This window comes from Streptomyces sp. NPDC021080 (assembly GCF_044333225.1).
Lineage (GTDB): Bacteria > Actinomycetota > Actinomycetes > Streptomycetales > Streptomycetaceae > Streptomyces.
Map to the genome: position 1 here is coordinate 57,715 of NZ_JBIRQM010000011.1, position 18,441 is coordinate 76,155.

General features: G+C 68.7%; 11 protein-coding genes. 4 read left to right on the top strand and 7 right to left on the bottom strand.

Going from position 1 to position 18,441, the window contains the following annotated elements; translation table 11 throughout:
• Positions 1-180: 180 nt before the first annotated feature.
• The 4 genes from drmC to ACH4S8_RS26450 all read right to left on the bottom strand — a co-directional run bounded on the left by drmC (position 181) and on the right by ACH4S8_RS26450 (position 8,409).
• The gene (gene drmC / locus ACH4S8_RS26435) at positions 181-942 is read right to left on the bottom strand and encodes a DISARM system phospholipase D-like protein DrmC (protein ID WP_398398173.1); all 762 of its coding nucleotides are present in this window, start codon (positions 940-942) and stop codon (positions 181-183) included.
• A complete protein-coding gene (drmB, locus tag ACH4S8_RS26440; RefSeq protein ID WP_398398176.1) occupies positions 939-2,843 on the bottom strand; it encodes a DrmB family protein in 1,905 nt (634 codons plus the stop codon). Before drmB ends, drmC begins: the two co-directional genes overlap by 4 nt.
• Entirely contained in the window at positions 2,840-6,697 is a 3,858-nt protein-coding gene (drmA, locus tag ACH4S8_RS26445) for a DISARM system helicase DrmA (RefSeq protein ID WP_398398178.1), read from the bottom strand. The genes drmB and drmA overlap by 4 nt, the downstream gene beginning before the upstream one ends.
• Before the next feature lie 128 nt (positions 6,698-6,825).
• Positions 6,826-8,409, bottom strand: a complete 1,584-nt coding sequence (locus ACH4S8_RS26450) for a hypothetical protein (RefSeq protein WP_398398181.1) — start codon at positions 8,407-8,409, stop codon at positions 6,826-6,828.
• Between the two features lie 798 nt (positions 8,410-9,207).
• On the opposite strand from ACH4S8_RS26450, the gene ACH4S8_RS26455 reads away from it, so the two are divergent.
• A complete protein-coding gene (locus ACH4S8_RS26455) occupies positions 9,208-10,065 on the top strand; it encodes a hypothetical protein (protein WP_398398183.1) in 858 nt (285 codons plus the stop codon).
• 152 nt (positions 10,066-10,217) lie between these two features.
• Here ACH4S8_RS26455 and ACH4S8_RS26460 read toward each other — a convergent pair whose 3' ends face one another.
• The 3 genes from ACH4S8_RS26460 to ACH4S8_RS26470 form a co-directional block, all read right to left on the bottom strand.
• Positions 10,218-14,474 (bottom strand): hypothetical protein, encoded by a 4,257-nt coding sequence (locus tag ACH4S8_RS26460; RefSeq protein WP_398398185.1) that lies wholly within the window; start codon positions 14,472-14,474, stop codon positions 10,218-10,220.
• A gap of 13 nt (positions 14,475-14,487) precedes the next feature.
• Complete coding sequence (locus ACH4S8_RS26465; RefSeq protein WP_398398188.1) at positions 14,488-15,894, bottom strand: esterase/lipase family protein; 1,407 nt, start codon at positions 15,892-15,894, stop codon at positions 14,488-14,490.
• 640 nt (positions 15,895-16,534) lie between these two features.
• Positions 16,535-16,987 carry an ATP-binding protein gene (locus tag ACH4S8_RS26470; RefSeq protein ID WP_398398190.1) on the bottom strand — a complete coding sequence of 151 codons (453 nt, stop codon included), beginning with the start codon at positions 16,985-16,987 and terminating at the stop codon, positions 16,535-16,537.
• 230 nt (positions 16,988-17,217) lie between these two features.
• Between ACH4S8_RS26470 and ACH4S8_RS26475 the strand changes: the two genes are divergently transcribed.
• From ACH4S8_RS26475 to ACH4S8_RS26485, 3 genes are read left to right on the top strand one after another with little or no spacing between them, the layout of a single operon-like run.
• Positions 17,218-17,565 (top strand): helix-turn-helix domain-containing protein, encoded by a 348-nt coding sequence (locus ACH4S8_RS26475; RefSeq protein ID WP_398398192.1) that lies wholly within the window; start codon positions 17,218-17,220, stop codon positions 17,563-17,565.
• Entirely contained in the window at positions 17,562-18,056 is a 495-nt protein-coding gene (locus ACH4S8_RS26480; RefSeq protein WP_398398622.1) for a DUF5753 domain-containing protein, read from the top strand. Before ACH4S8_RS26475 ends, ACH4S8_RS26480 begins: the two co-directional genes overlap by 4 nt.
• Positions 18,053-18,265, top strand: coding sequence for a DUF397 domain-containing protein (locus tag ACH4S8_RS26485; RefSeq protein WP_398398195.1), 213 nt, complete (start codon positions 18,053-18,055; stop codon positions 18,263-18,265). The genes ACH4S8_RS26480 and ACH4S8_RS26485 overlap by 4 nt, the downstream gene beginning before the upstream one ends.
• Positions 18,266-18,441 lie beyond the last annotated feature (176 nt).

Consider the following 18,441-nt stretch of genomic DNA (forward strand, 5'->3'; position numbering starts at 1 on the left):
ACCCACCCGGCGATCACCGGCCGTTCGCGACATTCTGCAAGTCACAGGCCATGGATAGGATTTTCGGCACCCGCAGGTCAAGCTCCGGCTGACCAACAAGTGGACGGAGAGTCCCACCCGTCGGCACCGACCCGGGTCATCCGCGTCGAAGGAACCACTGCGCAGCGGAAGGTGGTCGGCTCAAGGCAGTGGGGTCAGAATTCCCCGACGCTGCAATTCCCGGATGTGTTCGGCTGCCCTCTGGGGAGCGGTGCCGCCGGTAACAAGTACTCCCGCTTCCAGATTCCTGCGTACCCCGGATTCCGTGAGGTTGGCGCTGCCCACCAGCAGAATGCGGCGATCAGCGACGGCCAGTTTGGCGTGCTGCCGGGCATGCTCGTGCTCGCGTGCCTCGGGGGCCCAGTGCCAGAGTCTCAGGCCGGGCACCGAGGCGAATGCCGCGGCCGGCTCGGGTCCGCCGAGCAGTCCGGCCGCGCCTTCCTGGGTCTCGACAACGACATGCACGTCGACGCCGCGCGCGACGGCTTCACGCAGGGCGGATATCAGCGGAGGGTAGCGGCGGGCCGCGTAGGTCATGGCCAGGAGTTCGGAGCGGGCCCCGCCGACGACTTCGGTAAGCACGCGTGCGGTCGCACGGACCGGCACGCCCGGTGTGGCCGGTCCGCTCCACACCGTGCGCACCTCGGCTTCGTCCCTGCGCCGGGACCACCCCGCCACGAACCCGCGAAGGTAGGCGGCGGCCTCGGCCGACGGGACGTGATTGCTCTGGGCTGCCTCGTACAGCGCCCGGATCGCATCGCCGACGGCCGGGGCCTGGACCAGGATCAGTGCATGCTCCAGGCCCCGGCCGCGAGCGAACACCCCCGCCAGATCCTTGGCCCGGGATGGCCCGAGCAGGACGACGGCCTGCTCTGCCGCCGCCTCGAAGTCCCGGCGGCTCACGGCCGCAGGTTCACCGGTGTCAGCACCTGGTCGGTGTCGTCGCCGAGTGGGACGAGGAAACGGCGGTCCAGGAAGCGGTTGCCGCGTTCGCAGGTCGTCTCGGAGACGAAGAGACAGACGTGGCAGGCCGCGCCGTGCAGGTAGTCCGCGGGGTCCTTTGGCAGCCGTTCGGCGCACAGCGGGTCGGAGGAGCAGCGGGCCGCGTCCTCCAGGGCCCTGCGCACGATCCGTTCGAAGTGGGTGTCCTCGGTGAGCGAGACGAGGCCGCCCAGGGTGCCCTCGGAGTCGGGGACGGCGGTGTAGATGAGGATGCCGGTACGGGTGTTCTCCTCGTCTCCGGCGTAGATACGTTCGCCGAGGCTCGCCGAGCTGTAGCCGCATTCGAGGGCGATGGTGCGGATCAGCAGGTGGGACAGGGTGTGCAGAGCTATGTAGCGTTCGCCGGGCCAGCCGCGCATGGGGTCGAAGGGGCCCGTGATGCGGTCCGACTTCCGGTTGCTGCGGAACCGGCCGAAGGCTTCCCGGTGCGCCGCCATCTGCGGCGACTTCTGCATCCGGTCCTCCCACTCGGCCATCAGGTCCTCGCGCACCCGCAGGAAGATGCCCTCACCGCGGACCTCGCTGGCCGGCACCCAGTTCTGCGAGGTGCGGGAGAGCCGTACGAGGGTGGCGATCTCGTCGGATTCGGGGTCGGGGGCATCAAGGCGGGTGAAGCCGACCAGCGCGCGGGCCTCCCGAAGCCGCTGCACCTGGCGGACGTCCGCGAACAGTCCGTCAAGGGTCGTGGGGACGGTGACGCTCTCCATCGCGAAGTCGTCGGTGGGGTCGGGTACGTGCGGCGCGGCGAGGACGTCCCATTCGGGACTGAGCAGGTCGGCCGTCACCTCGGTGGCCTGATTCTGCTGTCCGGTGGCGCCCTGCCTGCGGGCCTCGACGGCGGCGATCAGCGCGTCCGGGGCGTACTCCTTGAGGTAGGTGAACTGCGGCATGGCGGACAGGGCGTCGTAGACGGGACGGGAGGTGACGTTCTGCAGTTCCACCCAGCGTTCCTCGACGAGTTCGGTCAGGTCCTGGTTCCTGCTCGGTGGCAGGGCGAGCGCGCTGAGCGTCATCGGGAACCACTGGTTGGAGGCGCCCGCCACCATCAGGGTGGCCTCGCGGTCGCAGCCGTCACTCTCGAAGGCGGACAAGTGCGGGTGGCGGCCGCGGCAGGCGGGCAGCTCGGCGCGGCCCCGCTCCCCCATCGCGTCGCGGATGTTGCGCTTCTCCCCGCAGGCGACGCATTCGAGGGTGACGTTGGCCGCCTGGTTGCCCCCGTGGTCCTTCATCCGCATCAGCGGTCGGGGGCTCTTCGCGCACACGTTGCCGCGGTGCACGAACATCGCGTATGGGAACTCGTCGAGGTGTCCGTTCGTGCAGACCAGGGTGAAGCGTGCGGTTACGGCGAGCGGCCTGCCGAACTTGCAGTCGCTGTGGGCGAACTTCGCCTCGTGCGGGGTGCGCGGGTTGTTGTTGAGGAAGGTGAAGGCGTCCGCGTCGATGGGGGCGAGCAGGTTGCACGCGGTGCAGCGCAGCCACTGCGGGAAGGGCGTGACGGGGACACCGATGCCCTGCGCTGCCCAGTCCTTGGGGGCGCCGTCCGCGCCCTCCATCCAGGGGGCGGAGCGCAGCTCGCTGATCTGGGCCCGTCCGTAGAGCTGGAGGGCCCGGTTGACGGCGGTGCGCAGCCGGGGTTCCTCGATGAGGTAGTCGTCCGGGAGTAGCCCTGTGTGGCTCCAGGATTCGAGTCCCTTGACGAGGACGGAGAAGTTGGGCAGGTCGACGAGCGCACCCACCCCGGCCGTGTACATGAGGTGGCTGGGGCGTGCCGCGCCCACCCGCCGGTAGTAGTTGCCGCTCATCGGCGTCCCTTTCCTGCCGCCTCGGCGGCGTCCCCGTACTCGTCGGCGTCGACCTGTGCGCCGCCGTCGCCGCCCGTGCCCTCGGGGTCCTTGCCGCCGGCGGCCCCGAAGTGCCAGGCGGGACCACCGTTGGTGGGCTGGTCCACGAAGTTGCCGCCGCCCGGCAGCAGCAGGTTGAGTTCGTTCTCGGTCTCCCGCATGGACATGGGCACGGTGAGTTCGTCCCAGCGTGAGCCGTCGGCCCGGTGAAGAAGCCCGGTGACCAGGGTGTCCTTCTTCTTCTCCTTGCGGTAGCCCAGGACGCCGCCGCTTTCGCGCCGTTCCTCCCAGCGGTCCTTCAGGGCCTCAATACGTTCGGTCAGATAGTCCTGGGCGCGCTGCCCGCCGACGCGGTCCGCTCGTTCCAGCAGCCGTTGTTCGACCTGCTGGGCGAGTTCACCGTAGAGGTCCACGTGCTGGGCATCGGTGTTGCGGGAGTGCTCGTACGCGGCCTGGCGCAGCGCCGCGATGTACGTGGGTGCCGTGCCCCGGTCGAGCGCGCGGCGCGTGAACGGCGTGACCGACAGGGCTTCGACCTGGCGGTAGAAGGTCGCGTGGTAGTGCGCGAAGTCCTCGAAGTGCGCCAGGTCTCGCGGGCGGGACCAGTTGTAGAGGGTGACGACAAGTCCGGGGCGGCGCGCGTCCCGGCCGACTCGGGAGGACGCCTGGATGTACTCGGCGGTGTTCTTGGGCTGGCCTACGACGAGCATCAGGCCGAACCGGGAGACGTCGACGCCAACCTGGAGCATGGAGGTGGCCAGTACGACGTCCACCGCCCGCTCCTGCACGGGCGTCATACGGGCCCGCGGCTCGCGCTTGTCCCGTCGGGCCGCCACGTACTCGGCGGCAAAGGCCTTGCGGCGCTTCGAAGTGTCCCGTTCCGGGTCGAAAGGGGACTCCAGCCGCTTGAGGGTGGCGCTGATGTCCGCCGAGGAGATGCGGGAGGTCAGTTCCTGGATGGTGAGCATCCCGGATTTGGTGGGGATGCGGTCCGCGATCGTGTCGTGCCCCTTGCGGCCGCCGTTGGCGCGGACGCGGGTGGCGATGTCGTCGTCGAGGTAGCGGCGCATGCCGGCGAGTTCGCGGGTGGCGTTGAAGTAGCCGACGAGCGTCATGTACGGGTCGGCGGCGACCCCGTAGGTGTCGAACTGCTCCTGTCCGGCGAGAAGCAGGATCTCGGCGACCCGGATCTCGGCGGCCTTCAGCCGGGTGCCGTGCGCGCACACGCCGAGGTAGCGGCGGCCGGGGTTGTCCCGGGCGAGCTCCACCTGCCGGGAGAAGAAGGTGTCGCCGACATCGAGGACCTGCGGTGGGAAGACGGCGACCTTACGGGCGAAGACGCCGCGCACCTGCTCGGCGGCGCGCTTGGTGGTCGCCGTGGACGCGACGATCTTCGGGCCGACCTCGTGTCGTACGCCGCCGCCGTCGGTGTACGACCAGCTGCACAGCTGGTCGATGGCGGCTTCGAAGAGTCCGACGGTGGTGCCGAGCGCGCCGGAGATCAGGTGCAGCTCGTCCTGGATGATCAAGTCCGGGGGCCGCAGCCGGGTGACGGGCTGGGCGGTCACCGCGTCCAGCGTCCCCTTGCGGGTGTGGCGACTGCGGCAGCCGGTGCGCTCGTCGAGGTCGTCGTGGCGGTAGCCGTGGCGCGGGCACCACTCGGTGACCCGGCCGAACAGCAGCCCGGCGTAACCGTTCCACGGCAGCTGGGCGAACTTGTCGACGGTGGCGATGACCATGGCGGGTGCGAGACGGTAGATCTCCTCGTCGACGGTGAGCACGGGGATGCCCTCGCCGGGTGAGCCGAGCCGGGAGAAGGGGCAGCGGTCCTCGCCCTCGCCGCGCGGGCAGTACAGCAGCACGCGGCGCCGGTCGGGGTCGTAGTCCATGTTGGAGTGGGCGGTCAGGCCCTGCCCGCACCAGGGACAGCTGAGTACCTGGATGACCCGCGCGTGCTTGTCGCTGGCGCTCTCCCGGGCCCCCGCGATCTGCTCCTGGGCCTCGCCGAACCAGTTGGGCGATACCGAGGTTCCCACCCAGAGTCCGATACGGAACGGGGTGGTGCCCCAGCGCCGGTCGCGCGCGTACTCCTCGCGGCGCAGCACTTCGCAGGCGCTGACCAGAGCGGCGGCCCGCTGGAACTGCTGGGCCGTCAGCAGTCGCAGGGTGTAGCGCATGAGGACGGCGACTCCCGCGCTGCCGTCGCGGGCCTCGGCTGCGCTGCCCACGATGCCCTGGAGCCTGCGCAGGGCGAACGTGTACGCGGCGAGGCCCAGATAGGCCTCGGTCTTGCCGCCACCGGTGGGGAAGAACAGCAGGTCGACAAGAGCTTCGCGCCCGGTGCCGCGGTGCGGGTGGCCTGGCGCGCTCAGCGAGGCGAGGTTGAGAAGGACGAAGGCGAGCTGGAAGGGCCGCCAGGCGGCCGCTTCCTTGCCCTTCTCGTCCACTTCCTGGTGGGCTCGCTGGTAGGAGGCGGGATCGTCCTCGTGTCCGGCGCGCCGAGCAGCGATGGCAGTGTTGCGCCGCTGGAGGGCCATGGCCCGGTTGGCGAACCGGAACGCTTCGAGCGCGTCGTCATCGGTGGACAGGACGTCGATGCCGAAGGCGATGCGGTGACACACCTCCTCGGCCTGGTCGATGGCTGCCTCGGCGGCTTTGCGCAGATCTTCGGGGAGGGTTGCCGCCTTCTCGCGCTGTGTCTGGAGCCAGGTGCTGTAGCCGTCGGCGAGCGGGGCCAGGGCGGCGCTCAGTTCCGCGCGGCGGCCTGGCACGGCGAGGGCGGCCAGTTCGTCCATGCCGAGTTCCAGTCCGGCCAGCAGCGGCTGTTCGGAGACCTTGGGAGCGGTGGTGGCCCGCACGTCGTACTCGGGCAGCCAGGTGGTGACCAGCCGGTGGGCCCGCCGCTCATCGTGGCGTACGGCGGCGGTGACGGCGACGTTGCGGCCGACGGCGTAGCGAAGGCTGTCACGGTAGAGCAGCCGCAGCCGCCGCTCCTCCGGCTCCTCTGAGGCCCCGGCGGACCTGGGGTCCAGCGGGTCGTCGATGGGCAGGAAGACGGCCGCCCGGTCATCAGGGAACGCGGTGACCTCAAGGCCGGTCTGGAACAGCCATTGGGTGTCCCTGCGGTCGGCGGTGCTCTCGGGGAGTCTGTTGACGAGGGCGACCTCCACGATACGCAGGTCCTCGCCCGCCGCCCCGGCCGGGCGTTCACGGACCTGCACGTCGAGGTGGATGCCGTGGGTGTCGTCCCCCTCCAGGACGCGGCGCTGGTCGCCGACCCGGGTGACCTCGATGTCGATGGGATGGTGCTTCACGGGCTCGCGGCCCCACACGCGCACCGGATTCGGGCTGGTGTCGATGAGCCTGTCGGTCAGGGAGTACCGCCCCCAGCCGGCAGTGACGCTGAGCGTGCCGATCGACGCCGGAACCACGAAGGACAGTCCCATGGAGGAGGCCCAGATACGGCCGGCGGCCTGCGGTGTGAGGCGCTCAGGCAGTTCGCCGCCCTCGGCGCCCTGCCCGTCGTCGCTGCCGGGTTCGTCGTCGCCGGTCTGCGCGGCGCTGCGGGCCATCTGACGGGCGTTGTCACCGCCGTCCGGGCGGGGGCCGAGCATGCCCACGAGGTACCGGTCGCGCGGCCCCGCCGACCGGTGCGGCAGTTCCTCGGTCTCCCCGTCCCAGGGGCCGAGGAGGTCCCTCCGGATGTACGTCACCAGCCCGTCGCGTACGTCGTACGAGTCGCCGGGGCGGAAGGTCTGCGGCACCTCGTTCAGCGGATGCGGCACGCCGGGTGCGGCGGGGGGCTGGGACGGCATGGTGATCGGGCCCTTTCTGGCATGACTGAGCCAACTGGGTGAGGCTACCGCGCGCAGTGCGGAGCGACACCGAGATGAAGCATGACGTTTATTGACTCAGTTCACAACTGATTCAGGGAAAGGCCCCCTCAGAACAGGGTGTCCCCCCTGGGGAACAGCCCACCGTCGACGGCGTCTCCCCATGCGTCGTCCACGCCCTCGGCCGGCGACTCCCCCCGCTCCCCGGCCGCACGCCCGCCCGCCTCCGGCGTGATGAGGACCGCGAGCTTACGCGGGTCGGCCCCCGTCATCGCGTCCAGCGCCCGCAGCGCCTTGCCGCGCATGGCCTCGCGCAGAGCCGGGGGCATGGGCACGCTGACGACCCGCAGCACCCGGAACCCGCCGCCCGTGTCCCGTACCAGGAACCCGAGCCGGACCCTCCCGGCCCGCGCCAGCACCAGCAGCTCGCACATCTCGTGCGGGTCCTCGACGTCGTATCGGAACCGCATGATCAGGTTCCGGGCGTGGGGGTCGTCCGGCGGGAGGCCGACGAGCATGTCGTGCGGATCGTCGAGCGTCCGGTGCCCGATCCGGACCTGCCCGTCGTGCTTGAACCTCATGGCGGCGGCCGACTCGAGCCCACTTTCGGCGACATAAAGCCACCAGGGCTGGGACCCGACCGTGCCGGTCCAGCCGAACTGAGCGTCCTCCGAGTACACCTTGGCCACCATCGCCATCCACTCCGGCGCGACGGCCCGGGGGCGCTCGGCCGGCTTCAGCGGGGCGTAGTCCTCCTCGGTGAAGACTGGGGTCGGCAGGGTCCCGGACCCCGGGGCGCACCAGATCTCCGCATACTGCCGCAGATACGCCTCGCAGCGCGCCGCATCCGCCGCACCGAAGGCGAGGTACGCCCGCTCCAGCGGAGTCAGCCGTTGGGTGAACTCCCCGTCGAGCCATGCTAGGTACAACTTTCCGGTGTCCCGGATGGACCGCAGGACGGCACGCAGGTCGGCAGGGAGTTCACCGCCGCCTTGCTCCAGGTTCCCTGCGGCGACCACGGTCAACGCGTCCGCGAGTGCCCGCTCCCGGTGGACCAGGTCGAGATGGGGTACGGCAGCGAGTTCGTCGGCCTTCTCGGAGGCGAACGCCTCGATCTCCTCGGCCAGCGACGGCCACCGGGTGACGAGCATCCGCGCGTACGCCGCTTCCTGACCCGAGGTGACGGCCTCCAGATGGTCGAAGAAGCCGCGCCAGTCGCCGCCCGGCGCCTCGGCGGGCATCAGACCGCGCCGCCAGATGCCGTCGCTGTCCAGCGACCAGCGCTCCCGCAGATCCTGATGGACGCGCGTCCAGCCCACCTCCTCGGCCCGGATCTCCGCCCAGTGCGCGAGAAGCCCCTCGCCGAGCGGCTCCCGCCACCACGAGCGCAGGAGCGGCACGGTCGGCTCACGCAGGGCGGTCCACAGCTCCTCGACCTCTTCCACCCGCTCGGGCGCGCGCACCCCCTGCTCTCCCGCCAGGCGCACCAGGTCACCGGCGACGAAGGCGATCTCCTGGCACTCCGCGTCCGCCTGCGCCACGCGAGCGAGCACGGTCGCGGAGAGGAGATCTCGCGGCCCCAGGTCTTTCGGGACAGCGTCCGCCACGGCGGGCGACAGATCCTCCAGGAGCCATGCGAGCTCTTCCGCGATCTCGTCGAACCAGGCTCTGCGTAAGTTGCGGAACCGGGACATCTCTTCTCCCCCGCTGGTGTCATCGGTCATGGGTTGCGCGCGGATCGCCGCGGCGTCGGCTCGGCCGGTGCGCTTCCCGGCAGCCAGGCGCGCGAATCCCTACAACCCCCGTGCGTACGCGCGGTGTTGATCGGGACGACTCGAACAGTACAAGGGCCGGAGGAAGCCATGTCGGTCACCATCGAGGATCAGGCGAGAAAGTTCATGACGAGTCCGGGAGAGGACGCCACCAGAGCAGCACGGCGAGCGGCCGTCGCCTCGGCCACCGGCCCCGTCGAGAATCTGGCACCTTACGCACACGAGGTGTTCGACCGGCTCGGCCCCTCCCGACGGCCACAAGATCCCCCCGGCAGGACTTCGCCATTCGACTGGCAGACCTGTACGGGCGACTTGAATGCTCTTCACCCGTTCCGTGAGGGCAACGGCCGAGCTCAACGAGCGTTCCTGACTCAGCTCAGCGCAGATGCCAGGTACCGCCTGTCGCGGTCGGACGTGGACCCCCAGCACAATGAGGATGCCTCGATCAAGAGCTTATTCGATGACAACAGCCTCTGGAACAGATGCTCGACGAACTCATCGTCACCGCGAACTGACGTCGCCGTTTCCCGGCCGAACAGGCGACGCCGACCCCCCAGCACTCGCCTCACCCGCCACACACCTTGAATCGTTTGACTTAGTTCACACAAGAGTCCACCCTGGTGCGTGTCGCATCGCTCCCGCGGGCTCAACTCCCGTGTGTCGAGGCGGCATTGAGAGTGCATCTCGACACACGATCGAGTGGAGGAAGTTGTGCCGGGCTTGGGTGGAGACGAGGATCAGGCGAAGCAGTTCATGGCGGTCCCGGGGCGGGGCGTCATCGCGTGGCTGGAACGGCAGGGGTGGACACGGCCGGCCGACGAGAGCAGCGGCTCGGTGTGGACCGTCCGGGGCGGCAACAGGGACAAACTCTGCTATGTGTGCGACGACTTCGACGGCTACGGCCGCGAAACGTACTGCGCCGAACACGAGGACCCGGTGGCCGCCCTGGTATACCCAGTGCGGGACCGCCCGGGCGCCGAAGCCGCCCTGCGCACCTTGTGCGCCCAGGAGCGGATGACAGCCGATGAACTCTTGCACGCCCTCACTCTGCGGGACTGCCACGAGGCCCACCTGTACTTCACGGGCTCGCTGTTCCGGTACCCGGCCGACATCGAGAACCTCTGGAGGGCGCTGGCCGACCTCACGGAGATCATGAGGGTCAGCTATGACGCCGCGGGCGCAGAAGACGCGAATGGTTCGGCGTACAGCCATGCCTCGCTGGTCGCGCCCGATCACGTGGTGTTCGGTTACGGGTACGGGGACGAAGATGAGGAAGACCCGAAGGACGGTGACGGGGCGTCGGGGCCCGGAGGGCGGTTCCGGGCTCCGGCCCGCAGGGCGGCGGAGAGACTCCAGACGACCCTGAACCTGCTCCACCCGTCGCCACAGGCGACCTCGGTCGTCAGGCAATACGCCACGGGCGAGCTGACGACGGAAGAGGTCGTGAGCTGGGAGGACTTCAGGCCCGCGGCGGGCCCGGAACTCGAACTCTGGGACATGCTCGACAACTTCCGGCGGGAACACGCGTCGTTCGAACGCTGGCGGTTCGACTGGGGGCTCGACGGCCATCAGGGTTGACGGGCAGTCTCCGGTCATGCCTCCGTCGCCGTTCGACGGTGCGTACGCGACGAGTTCACTGGGGCAGGCGGAGGCGCGACCGGCCTTGTCGCGATAGTCCCGCCCTGGCGTAACGGCCGCGTGACGGTGTTCAGGATGGCGGCGAGTACGGCTCAGAACTGGTTGGCCAGGTTGGACGCCGCTTCGATGCTCACCTGCACCAGACCTTCCGCTGTAGCCAGGGCTAGGTCTCTGTCGACGAAGGCGACATCGTACACGTGAAGCCCCAGGGGGATCTTCAGTGCCTCGATCCCCGTCTCGCAGTGCCAGAACCGGACGGTTTCGTCATCACCACCCGTGACGAGCATGGCTTCTCGGTCGGAGAGGGGGTATGCCGCCACCGCAGTCACTCCGCCGCAATGACGGAGCGGCTCACCCACGTCCTGGCCACTCATCAGGTTCCTCAGCCCCACCGTCCCGTCCTCTCCGGCCGTGGCGAGGAGCGTCTGTCCACCGAGCCCGGTGAACACCGACATCGACCGCACCCCTCCGGCGTGAGCCGTCTCCAATTCGCCCACCCTCGCCTCGGTCAGCGGATCCCAGAGTCGCACCACCCCGTCTTCGCCTGCTGTGGCGAGGAGCGTCTGTCCACCGAGCCCGGTGAACAGCGACATCGCCCGGACCGCGCCCACATGAGCCAGCTCGCCGACCATCGCACCGGTCCGCCAGTCCTGCAGCCGTACAGCCCCGTCCTCACCGCCCGCGGCGAAAAGAAGGTCCCCTTCACGGGTGGTGACTACCGCAACGGCGTAGTCGGCTCCATCACGATCGGTCTGCAACTCTCCGGCCATCTCGCCGTCGGCCGGGTCCCACACGCGCGTCACCGAGTCCTCGCCGACGGCGGCAATCAGGGTCTGCTCCTCTTCGCCGACAAAGGCCGTCACCGCATAGATGGCCCCCAAGCCATCGTGCAGCAGCGCGTTTGCGGGTCTTCCGCCGGATGACGGCCAGATCCGCAAGGTACCGTCGTCGCTGCCGGTGGCCAGCAGTGCACGCGTACCGGGCAACGCGACCGGCGTGACGGCCCGCACCCATTCCTTGTGACCGGTAAGACTCCCCTCGGTCTGGCGGCTGTTGGCCGGATCCCACAGCCGCACGCTGTGGTCCCCACTGCCGACCGCAAGCAGAGGCAGGCCGTCGGGTCCAGTGAAGGCCCCGAGGGCGAACACGGGGCTAGTGTGTCCGGTCAGTTCTGCCGTCACCTCTCCAGTGGCCGGGTCCCAGACCTTTACCGACTCGTCCTCACCCCCCGACGCCAACAGCACTTGTCCATCGGGCCCGTCGAACGCCGCTAGCGAATAGACGGCGTCGTCATCGTCATGGCCGACAAGCGGGTCCCAGACCTCCTCGCAGGTGGCTGGATCCCATAGCCGCACCGTCCCGTCCTCGCCCCCGGTCGCCAGCAGCACCTGGCCCTCGAGCGCCTCTGATAACTCGGTCCCGTCAAGCACATCAAACGCCACCACCGAGTACACAGGGCCGGTGTGACCGATGACGAGGTCCTCCGAACCTTCCTTGCCGGTGTCCGGGTCCCGGGTCGGGACGGTCACGATCTCGCCCCCTCTGGCCAACTCCTCGCCGGTCGCGGGGTCCCAGACGCGCACCGTCCCATCCTCCCCCCCCGACGCCAACAGCACTTGTCCATCGGGCCCGTCGAACGCCGCCACCGAGTACACCCAACCCTTGTGGCCGACCAGCGGCTCTCCTGTCGCCTCCCCCTTGACCGGATCCCAGATCCGCACCGTCTTGTCCTCACCACCCGTCGCCAACTGCACCCGCCCGCCGGAGCCCTCGAAGGCCACGACCGTGTGTACAGCGCCATCGTGACCGACCAGCGGCTCCCCTGTCGCCTCCCCTTTTGCCGGATCCCAGATCCGTACCGCCCCGTCCTCACCACCCGTCGCCAACTGCACCCGCCCGCCGGAGCCCTCGAAGGCTGCCACTGCCCGTACCCGGCCGGTGTGTGCCGTCAGGGGCAGATGGATCGCGTGGCGTTTGAGGTGGCCCCAGCGGACGGACCATGCCGAGCGGGGATCGTGGAACATCCCACCACCGCGGGGCACGACGGACTCCCCGGTGCTACGGATGCCGGCCAGTTCTCGCAGCCCCCGCCGGTCCCGGGGATCGGCCGTGCTGAGGTGTTCACTCGCCGACAGGAAGCCCGCCAGCTCGGGAGGCACCTCGAACCGACCGAGGGCCCTAAGCATGATGCTGGTGGTGACCGCTGCGGGATTGAGCGAGTCGAGCAGGTGCGGGCGGTCGGCGAGTATCCGCCACCCGTCAGGTCCTGCGAGGCCCGCGTGAGCGGGCAGGTATTCGGCGAGATAGGGATTAAGTGGGCCGTCCGCCGCCTGTGTGTCCGGGATGCCCGCCAGGTGCTCGGTGATACGGGAATGCCGCGGGTCGTAGGAGGGCAGTGGAACGGACCAGGAGAAATGCTCGGCGAAGGTCCGGTGGGCCAGTCGGTACACGCTCTGCCCGAATTCCGTGTCGAGCATGAGGTAGGGGGCCGCTGTTCGTGTCAGTTCCTCGATGTCCGCGTCGGTGACCTCCAGGTCGGGGTTGCTGGCGAGGGCTGTGGCGACGCCTGCCCACACACCGTCGGCCGGGGGCAGGCCGTGTCCCTGCGCCAGGGCGAGCGCCTCCAGCAAGGCGTGGTTGACAGGGGTCTGCTCGGCCAGCCGGTCGACGGCGCGCGCGAAGAGCCGACGGTGGTCGTCTTCGAGCAGCGGTTCGGGGTTTTCGGCAAGCCTCGGGTTGGCGATGATCTCGTGCACCGCGAGGCGGGCATAGAGGAATTGCCGGTCAAGGCCTCCAAGAGCTTTCGCCAGATAGTCGATCTGTGAGGGCTCCGCCTGCAGTTCACCCCGGATCCGCGCCAACTCCAGGCGTTGCTGGATGTAGCGGGTCATGGCCTCCTCGTCACGGTCGACGAGGAGGACCGTCCGGCTCCGCTCCCGGTCGACTCCCAGAGCGTCCATGATGTCTCGGTCCGCTGGCTCGGGCAGGTCGGGGCCTTCGAGTGTGGAGCCGCGGGTGCCGACGACGACCCGCACGCCGGGGAGGTCCGCCAGGGGGCTCAGTAGCCGCTCGGCGATCGTCAGGGGCAGGTGGGCCTCGTCGAGCGCATCCGCCAGGATGGTGAACGGGGAACCATCGGCCTCAGAATCGCGTTCCGCCTCGGCCTCGTCCGTCTCGCGGAAATGCTGGGTCAGCCACATGCACTGTTCGGCAATCGGCCCCTCGGGCGGGGCGGGGAGCCCGGCTGCCGCGGCGATCCGCAGCATGACCTCCCTGGGTGTCGCGCCGGTCAGATGCAGGACCAGATCGAACGCTTCGTAGGGGCGGGGACTGCCAAGGGGAAGGGGATCGAGGTGCTGACGGCGGATGAGAACGTCGGAGAGTTCACGCCGGGAGTGCACCAGGACATGCCCGAGGAGGGCAGACTTTCCCGATCCTGCCGCTCCGGTGACGACGAGCATGCCCCCTGTGGCATGGTCGAGCCAGGAGAGAATTTCACGACGCTCCTCCACGCGGCCTTTGAAATACCAGTGCTGCTCGCCGAGTTCGGCGCCGCTGGCCTTGGGCACGAAGTGACGCCGTTCGTCGACGGTCAGGGACGCGATGACGGCATCGATCTCGGCCACCACATCCAGTGGTGCCTGAGTATGGGCCGCGAAGGTGGTCGACGTGCGCCACAGCAAGGCGCGCCCCGTATCCGTCTTGGACAGGACGGGACAGCCGTGCAGGTTGCGGTTCAGTTCCCTGGCGAGGTCGCACAGGTCGATGGTTACCTGCGCCGGGAAGGTCACCGTGAGGACGAGGGCAAGAGCTCTACGGAACGCACCGAGTGTGGTACTTCCGTCCTTGGACGTCGCCACCAGCAGGAAGTTGTGGACATCCCCGTCCCGATAGGCCTCGCTGGTCAGCAGTTCGACGAAGCGCCCGGAGGTGCAGGCATCGATGATGACGATGGCCCAGCCAGCACCGTTCCTGCCCTGCCTGGCCTTGATGTGCCGCAGCAGAGTGGGGGGGTCTATGCCGTCGGGCGTCACCGGCCTGGGGCTGTGGGCATGAGCCAGTAGCGCTGTGGGCCCCCCGTCGCTGGCGCCGTGACCGACCCAGTAGAGAACGGTGTCGCCGATGTCCTGGGGAACGGACCATGTCGTCAGGCGGGCGGTGACAGCTGCGATCCCGCGGTTCTCCGGGGAGACCGGCCAGGGTTCGGTCTGGGCACCGAACGGCTTCAGTAACGCCTCGATGCCTTTGATCTCGGGATCCGTCTCCAGCTCGGGGTGGTGGAGGTAGACGCCGATGTCGATGGGGAAGAACTGCAGAGGTCTTCCGTCGGTGCTGTCAGATATGGTCATGACGCGCTGCGCTTCAGTCGTCGTCGGGGTCGAGCACCAGGACGAGCTGAGTGACGGGCGCGTTGCCGCCGGTACTGGTCCTGATCCGATAGAGGCCCGGTACGGGAAGTGTGATCCAGGCGCCGATGCCACCGTCGTGCCAGCCGAGCCGACCGGTAGCAACCCGCTGGCCGGTCTCGGCGTCATGGACGGTGCAGGTGATCCCGGCGTACGTGTCCAGGACGAAACCGGGCCCGGGCCGCAGACGCAGCAGCCAGGGCCGGCCCGCCTCCACGCAGTCCGGGACGTCCAGACCGATGTCGCCCTCGCCCAGGGCGGGGCCGAGGTCTTGGTCATGCTCGGTGAGCACCGCCCTGACATAGGCGATGGCGACACTCTCCTTGGCCAATGCACCATGTTGCAGCGGGAGTGGGGTCACCCCCGTGGGCGGAGCGAAAGAAGCGGCGTCCCGGTAGACCGTGCCGTCACCGGCACGGTCTCGACGGCGAGGAACACCGTTGCGGTCACGTGCCAGCTCGCCATCGCCGTTGCGCTCGAATGAAATGTACTGCTCGTGCACCACACCGCCGTCGAGGCGCAGACTCTGTACGGTCGGCTGCGCGACCCCGACGACAGCGCGGTGGCCCGGCAGCTCAGGCCCCTTCTCCCGCATGCGCTGCTGGAATTCCTGGGCCTCGCGGGCGAGTTCGGCGTCTCCCCCCAGGGCTGCGACGTCGGCCGGGGTGAGGCGGTGGACGTCGAGACCCGCATCGACACAGCGGTAATCCGGGAGCAGGTCGTGTACGCCGGGCAGTGTCGCGGACAGGGCCTGCATCCGGCGCCGCAGCCGGGCGGGCAGTCGGCCGGAGCGGTCGCCATTGAGGATGACCGCCGCCGTGGCCGAGCCGAGGAACGGCGTGCCGAGGGTGACCACGGCCCTGGTCTCGGAGGCCAGATCGCTGCCCTGGGAGGCGCCGTAGGCGAAGGCGGCCCGGGTGACCAGGCCGCCCATCGAGTGGGCGACGAACACCAGTCGGGCCTCGCGCTCGTCCGGATGCGAGCGACGTGCCCGAGCGTGCTCCTCACTGGCGCGCCACTGGGCCAGGTGATCGTGAGCGGCTTCTGCCAGCCGCGCTCCGTTGACGGCGACAGGGAGCCGCCAGTCGTACGGAAACTCAAGTACGGCCTTGGGATGGGCCACCTCACGGACGGCGTCGAGAAGATCGTCATAGGGCTCGATGCCCTTCAGGAACGGCGCCCAGATCGGAGCGCGAAGCAACTCGGTGGCCTCGATCCGGCCGTACCGGCCGGATCGTTCGTCATCGTCCAGGTGCAGTGGCTGCATCCCGTCCTCGTGGCACCAGGCCGCGCCCACCCACCGAAGATCACGCAGCCCCCACACCAACCGCCCGGTCGTGGTGTCACGCAGAGCGCTGCCCATGATCCCCGGCACCACGATCACCGCATCATGCGTGGTATCCCCTGTCACAGACGGTGCCAGCGTCCAGGGCGCCACGCCCGCGCCAAACGACACGTCGGTTCCCTCGGTCCCCCCATACGTCATGCCTGAACGATATCCGGCATGCGTCGCACAGAGGGCAGGAAAGCCGAGGACTACCTGAGTTCCGCAGAAGTGTAGGCGCCCTAGTCCACGCAAATTCCCGCCGACCTGCACGAATGCAATGTTGATCTAGATGGAGGCGTGTCACTAGGACTAGGGACACGCGCAGGTCAGCGCGTTGCCGGCATCGGTCCAGCGCCTCACTTTTGCCGGGGACAACGAGGAAAATTGCCCTGACATGCAAGCATCTTACTTCAGTGAATGCTTGCAAAGGCAGGCCGCGTGGTGCGCCCCGGGCCGGTAGCGTAGTGCCTTGCAACACAACGCCCCAGTAGTGGACTTGGCGGATCCAGGGCCACTGACCTGCAGTTATGTTAGTGCCTAGCGACACGCCCCGTCGCTATGCCGCCACACATTCCCGCAGATCAGACCCCCCTTTCGTGGACCAGGACAGCCTCGCTTCTGCGGAACCCCGGGCTACCACCGTAGAGAATACGCGGCGTGTTGCCCAACGACGCGGTCACGGCGGGCAGTTCCTCTTGCCGGGAAGGTCACATCGAAGCCGGCAGCGGTGGCTGGGCGTCCGATCGACTTCGGCCCACGCCATCTTGATGTAGGGGCTCTGCGGCTCCGCGCCCCAGCGGTCGGCGAGGGCTTCCACGAGGAGTAGCCCACGGCCCGACTTTGCCTCCGGTCCCGGCAGTTCAGGCAGTTTTCCGGGTGCCGGCGGGAGCCTGTCCGGCCGGGTGTCTGTGACCTCGATGCGCACCGACTCCGGCGTCAGCGTCAGACGTAGCGCGAAGTCCCGTCCGGGCGTGCGGCCGTGGGTGACGGCGTTGGCGGCGAACTCGGCTGCGGTGGCCGCCATGGTGGACGCCGTACGGCTGTCGCGGGGGATCCCCCAGTCGTCGAGCTGCTGCACGACGAGCAGCCGGGCGAGCCGGGCTCCTCGCCGGGTGGAACTGAGCTGCATGCGCAACGACAGGGCCGGGAGCTGGGGTTGAAGTGTACACGCTGAGGCATGAATTCCTGGCTTCACACCGTAACCGTCCCGTCACGCACGTACGCTGACCAGGGCGGACGGTCGTGCCCGGCAGCGTTGTACGAGTCGGGTACGGATTGGTACGGGTCACGACCCGTGACCGGTGGCGGGGAGCCGCGTTGGCCCGCGAAGGCACGGCGAAGTGTGGGGACGTGACGCACATGGCGAACAACAGCCGTACAAGACGCCGCGAACGGGACGACGACCGCCCGGCTATCTGGGTCGACTACGGGAAGCTGGTCAAGCTCTTTCGCGGGCGGGCCAAACTGACGCAGATGGAACTCGCCGCAGCTGTCGGCCACTCGTACGAGCAGGTGGCCTCCATCGAGCAGGGGCGACGGCCGGCGAAGGCGGAGTTCACGGAGGTGGCGGAGGGGGTGTTGGCGGCCGGTGGGGCGCTGAGGGTGTTGCAAGAGCAAGTGGACTTGGCCAAGTTGCCGTCCTTTTTCAGGACTTCGCCCTCATCGAGACGGAGGCGGTCAGCCGGTTCGAGTGTGAACCGCTCCTGATTCCTGGGTTGTTGCAGACCGAGGCATACGCGCGAGCCCTGTTCTCTCGTCATTGTCCGCAGCTGCGCGCCGAGACAATCGATCAGCACGCCGAGGCCCGCCTGAATCGGCAGAAGCTGCTGACGCGCACTCCGACGGCTGAGCTCTCCTTCATCATTGGTGAAACCGCGCTCACCAATCATGTCGGTAGCAGTGAGGTCATGCGGCCGCAGCTGGACCAGCTTCTCCAAGCTGGGGTCATGCCGAACGTAGAGATCCAGGTCATGCCCGCGAACCAGGGCTTCTGCTCAACACTCAACGGTGCGTTCGTCTACCTCGAAACTCTGGAGCACCGTCACTACGGCTACGTCGAGTCACAAGAGGTTGGCGTGGTGGTCAGTGAGCGGGCAAAGGTGAGCGCCTTCGGCCTTCGGTATGGCAAGCTGCGCTCGCAGGCCCTGAACGTCACAGAGTCTGCGCGTCTCATCGAGCGTTTGGCGGGAGAAGCATGACGGCAGAGCTGGACGCACGCGAACCGGTCGGGCTGAAGTGGCACAAGAGTAGCTACAGCGGCTCAGGGGGCGGGAACTGCGTCGAAGCAGCCGTCGCACTCGGCACCGTCCACGTCCGTGACTCGAAGGACCAGTCGGGTCCGATACTCAGCTTCTCTGTCGCCCAGTGGACGGCGTTCACCACCTACGCGCGCGTCACTTCGATCTGAGACGGCGGCAAGTCAGAGCCAGCCGACCTCCTTGGTTCACTTCCGTCCCATCCCCAGCGCCTCTCTCCCCGGTGATACTGATGGTGCAGTCATGCTGATATCCACGGCCCCCACAGTGCAGCGCATCGAGCACGCGGTATCTGCGTTAGGACGAATCGATGTGGTTCGACCGTTGG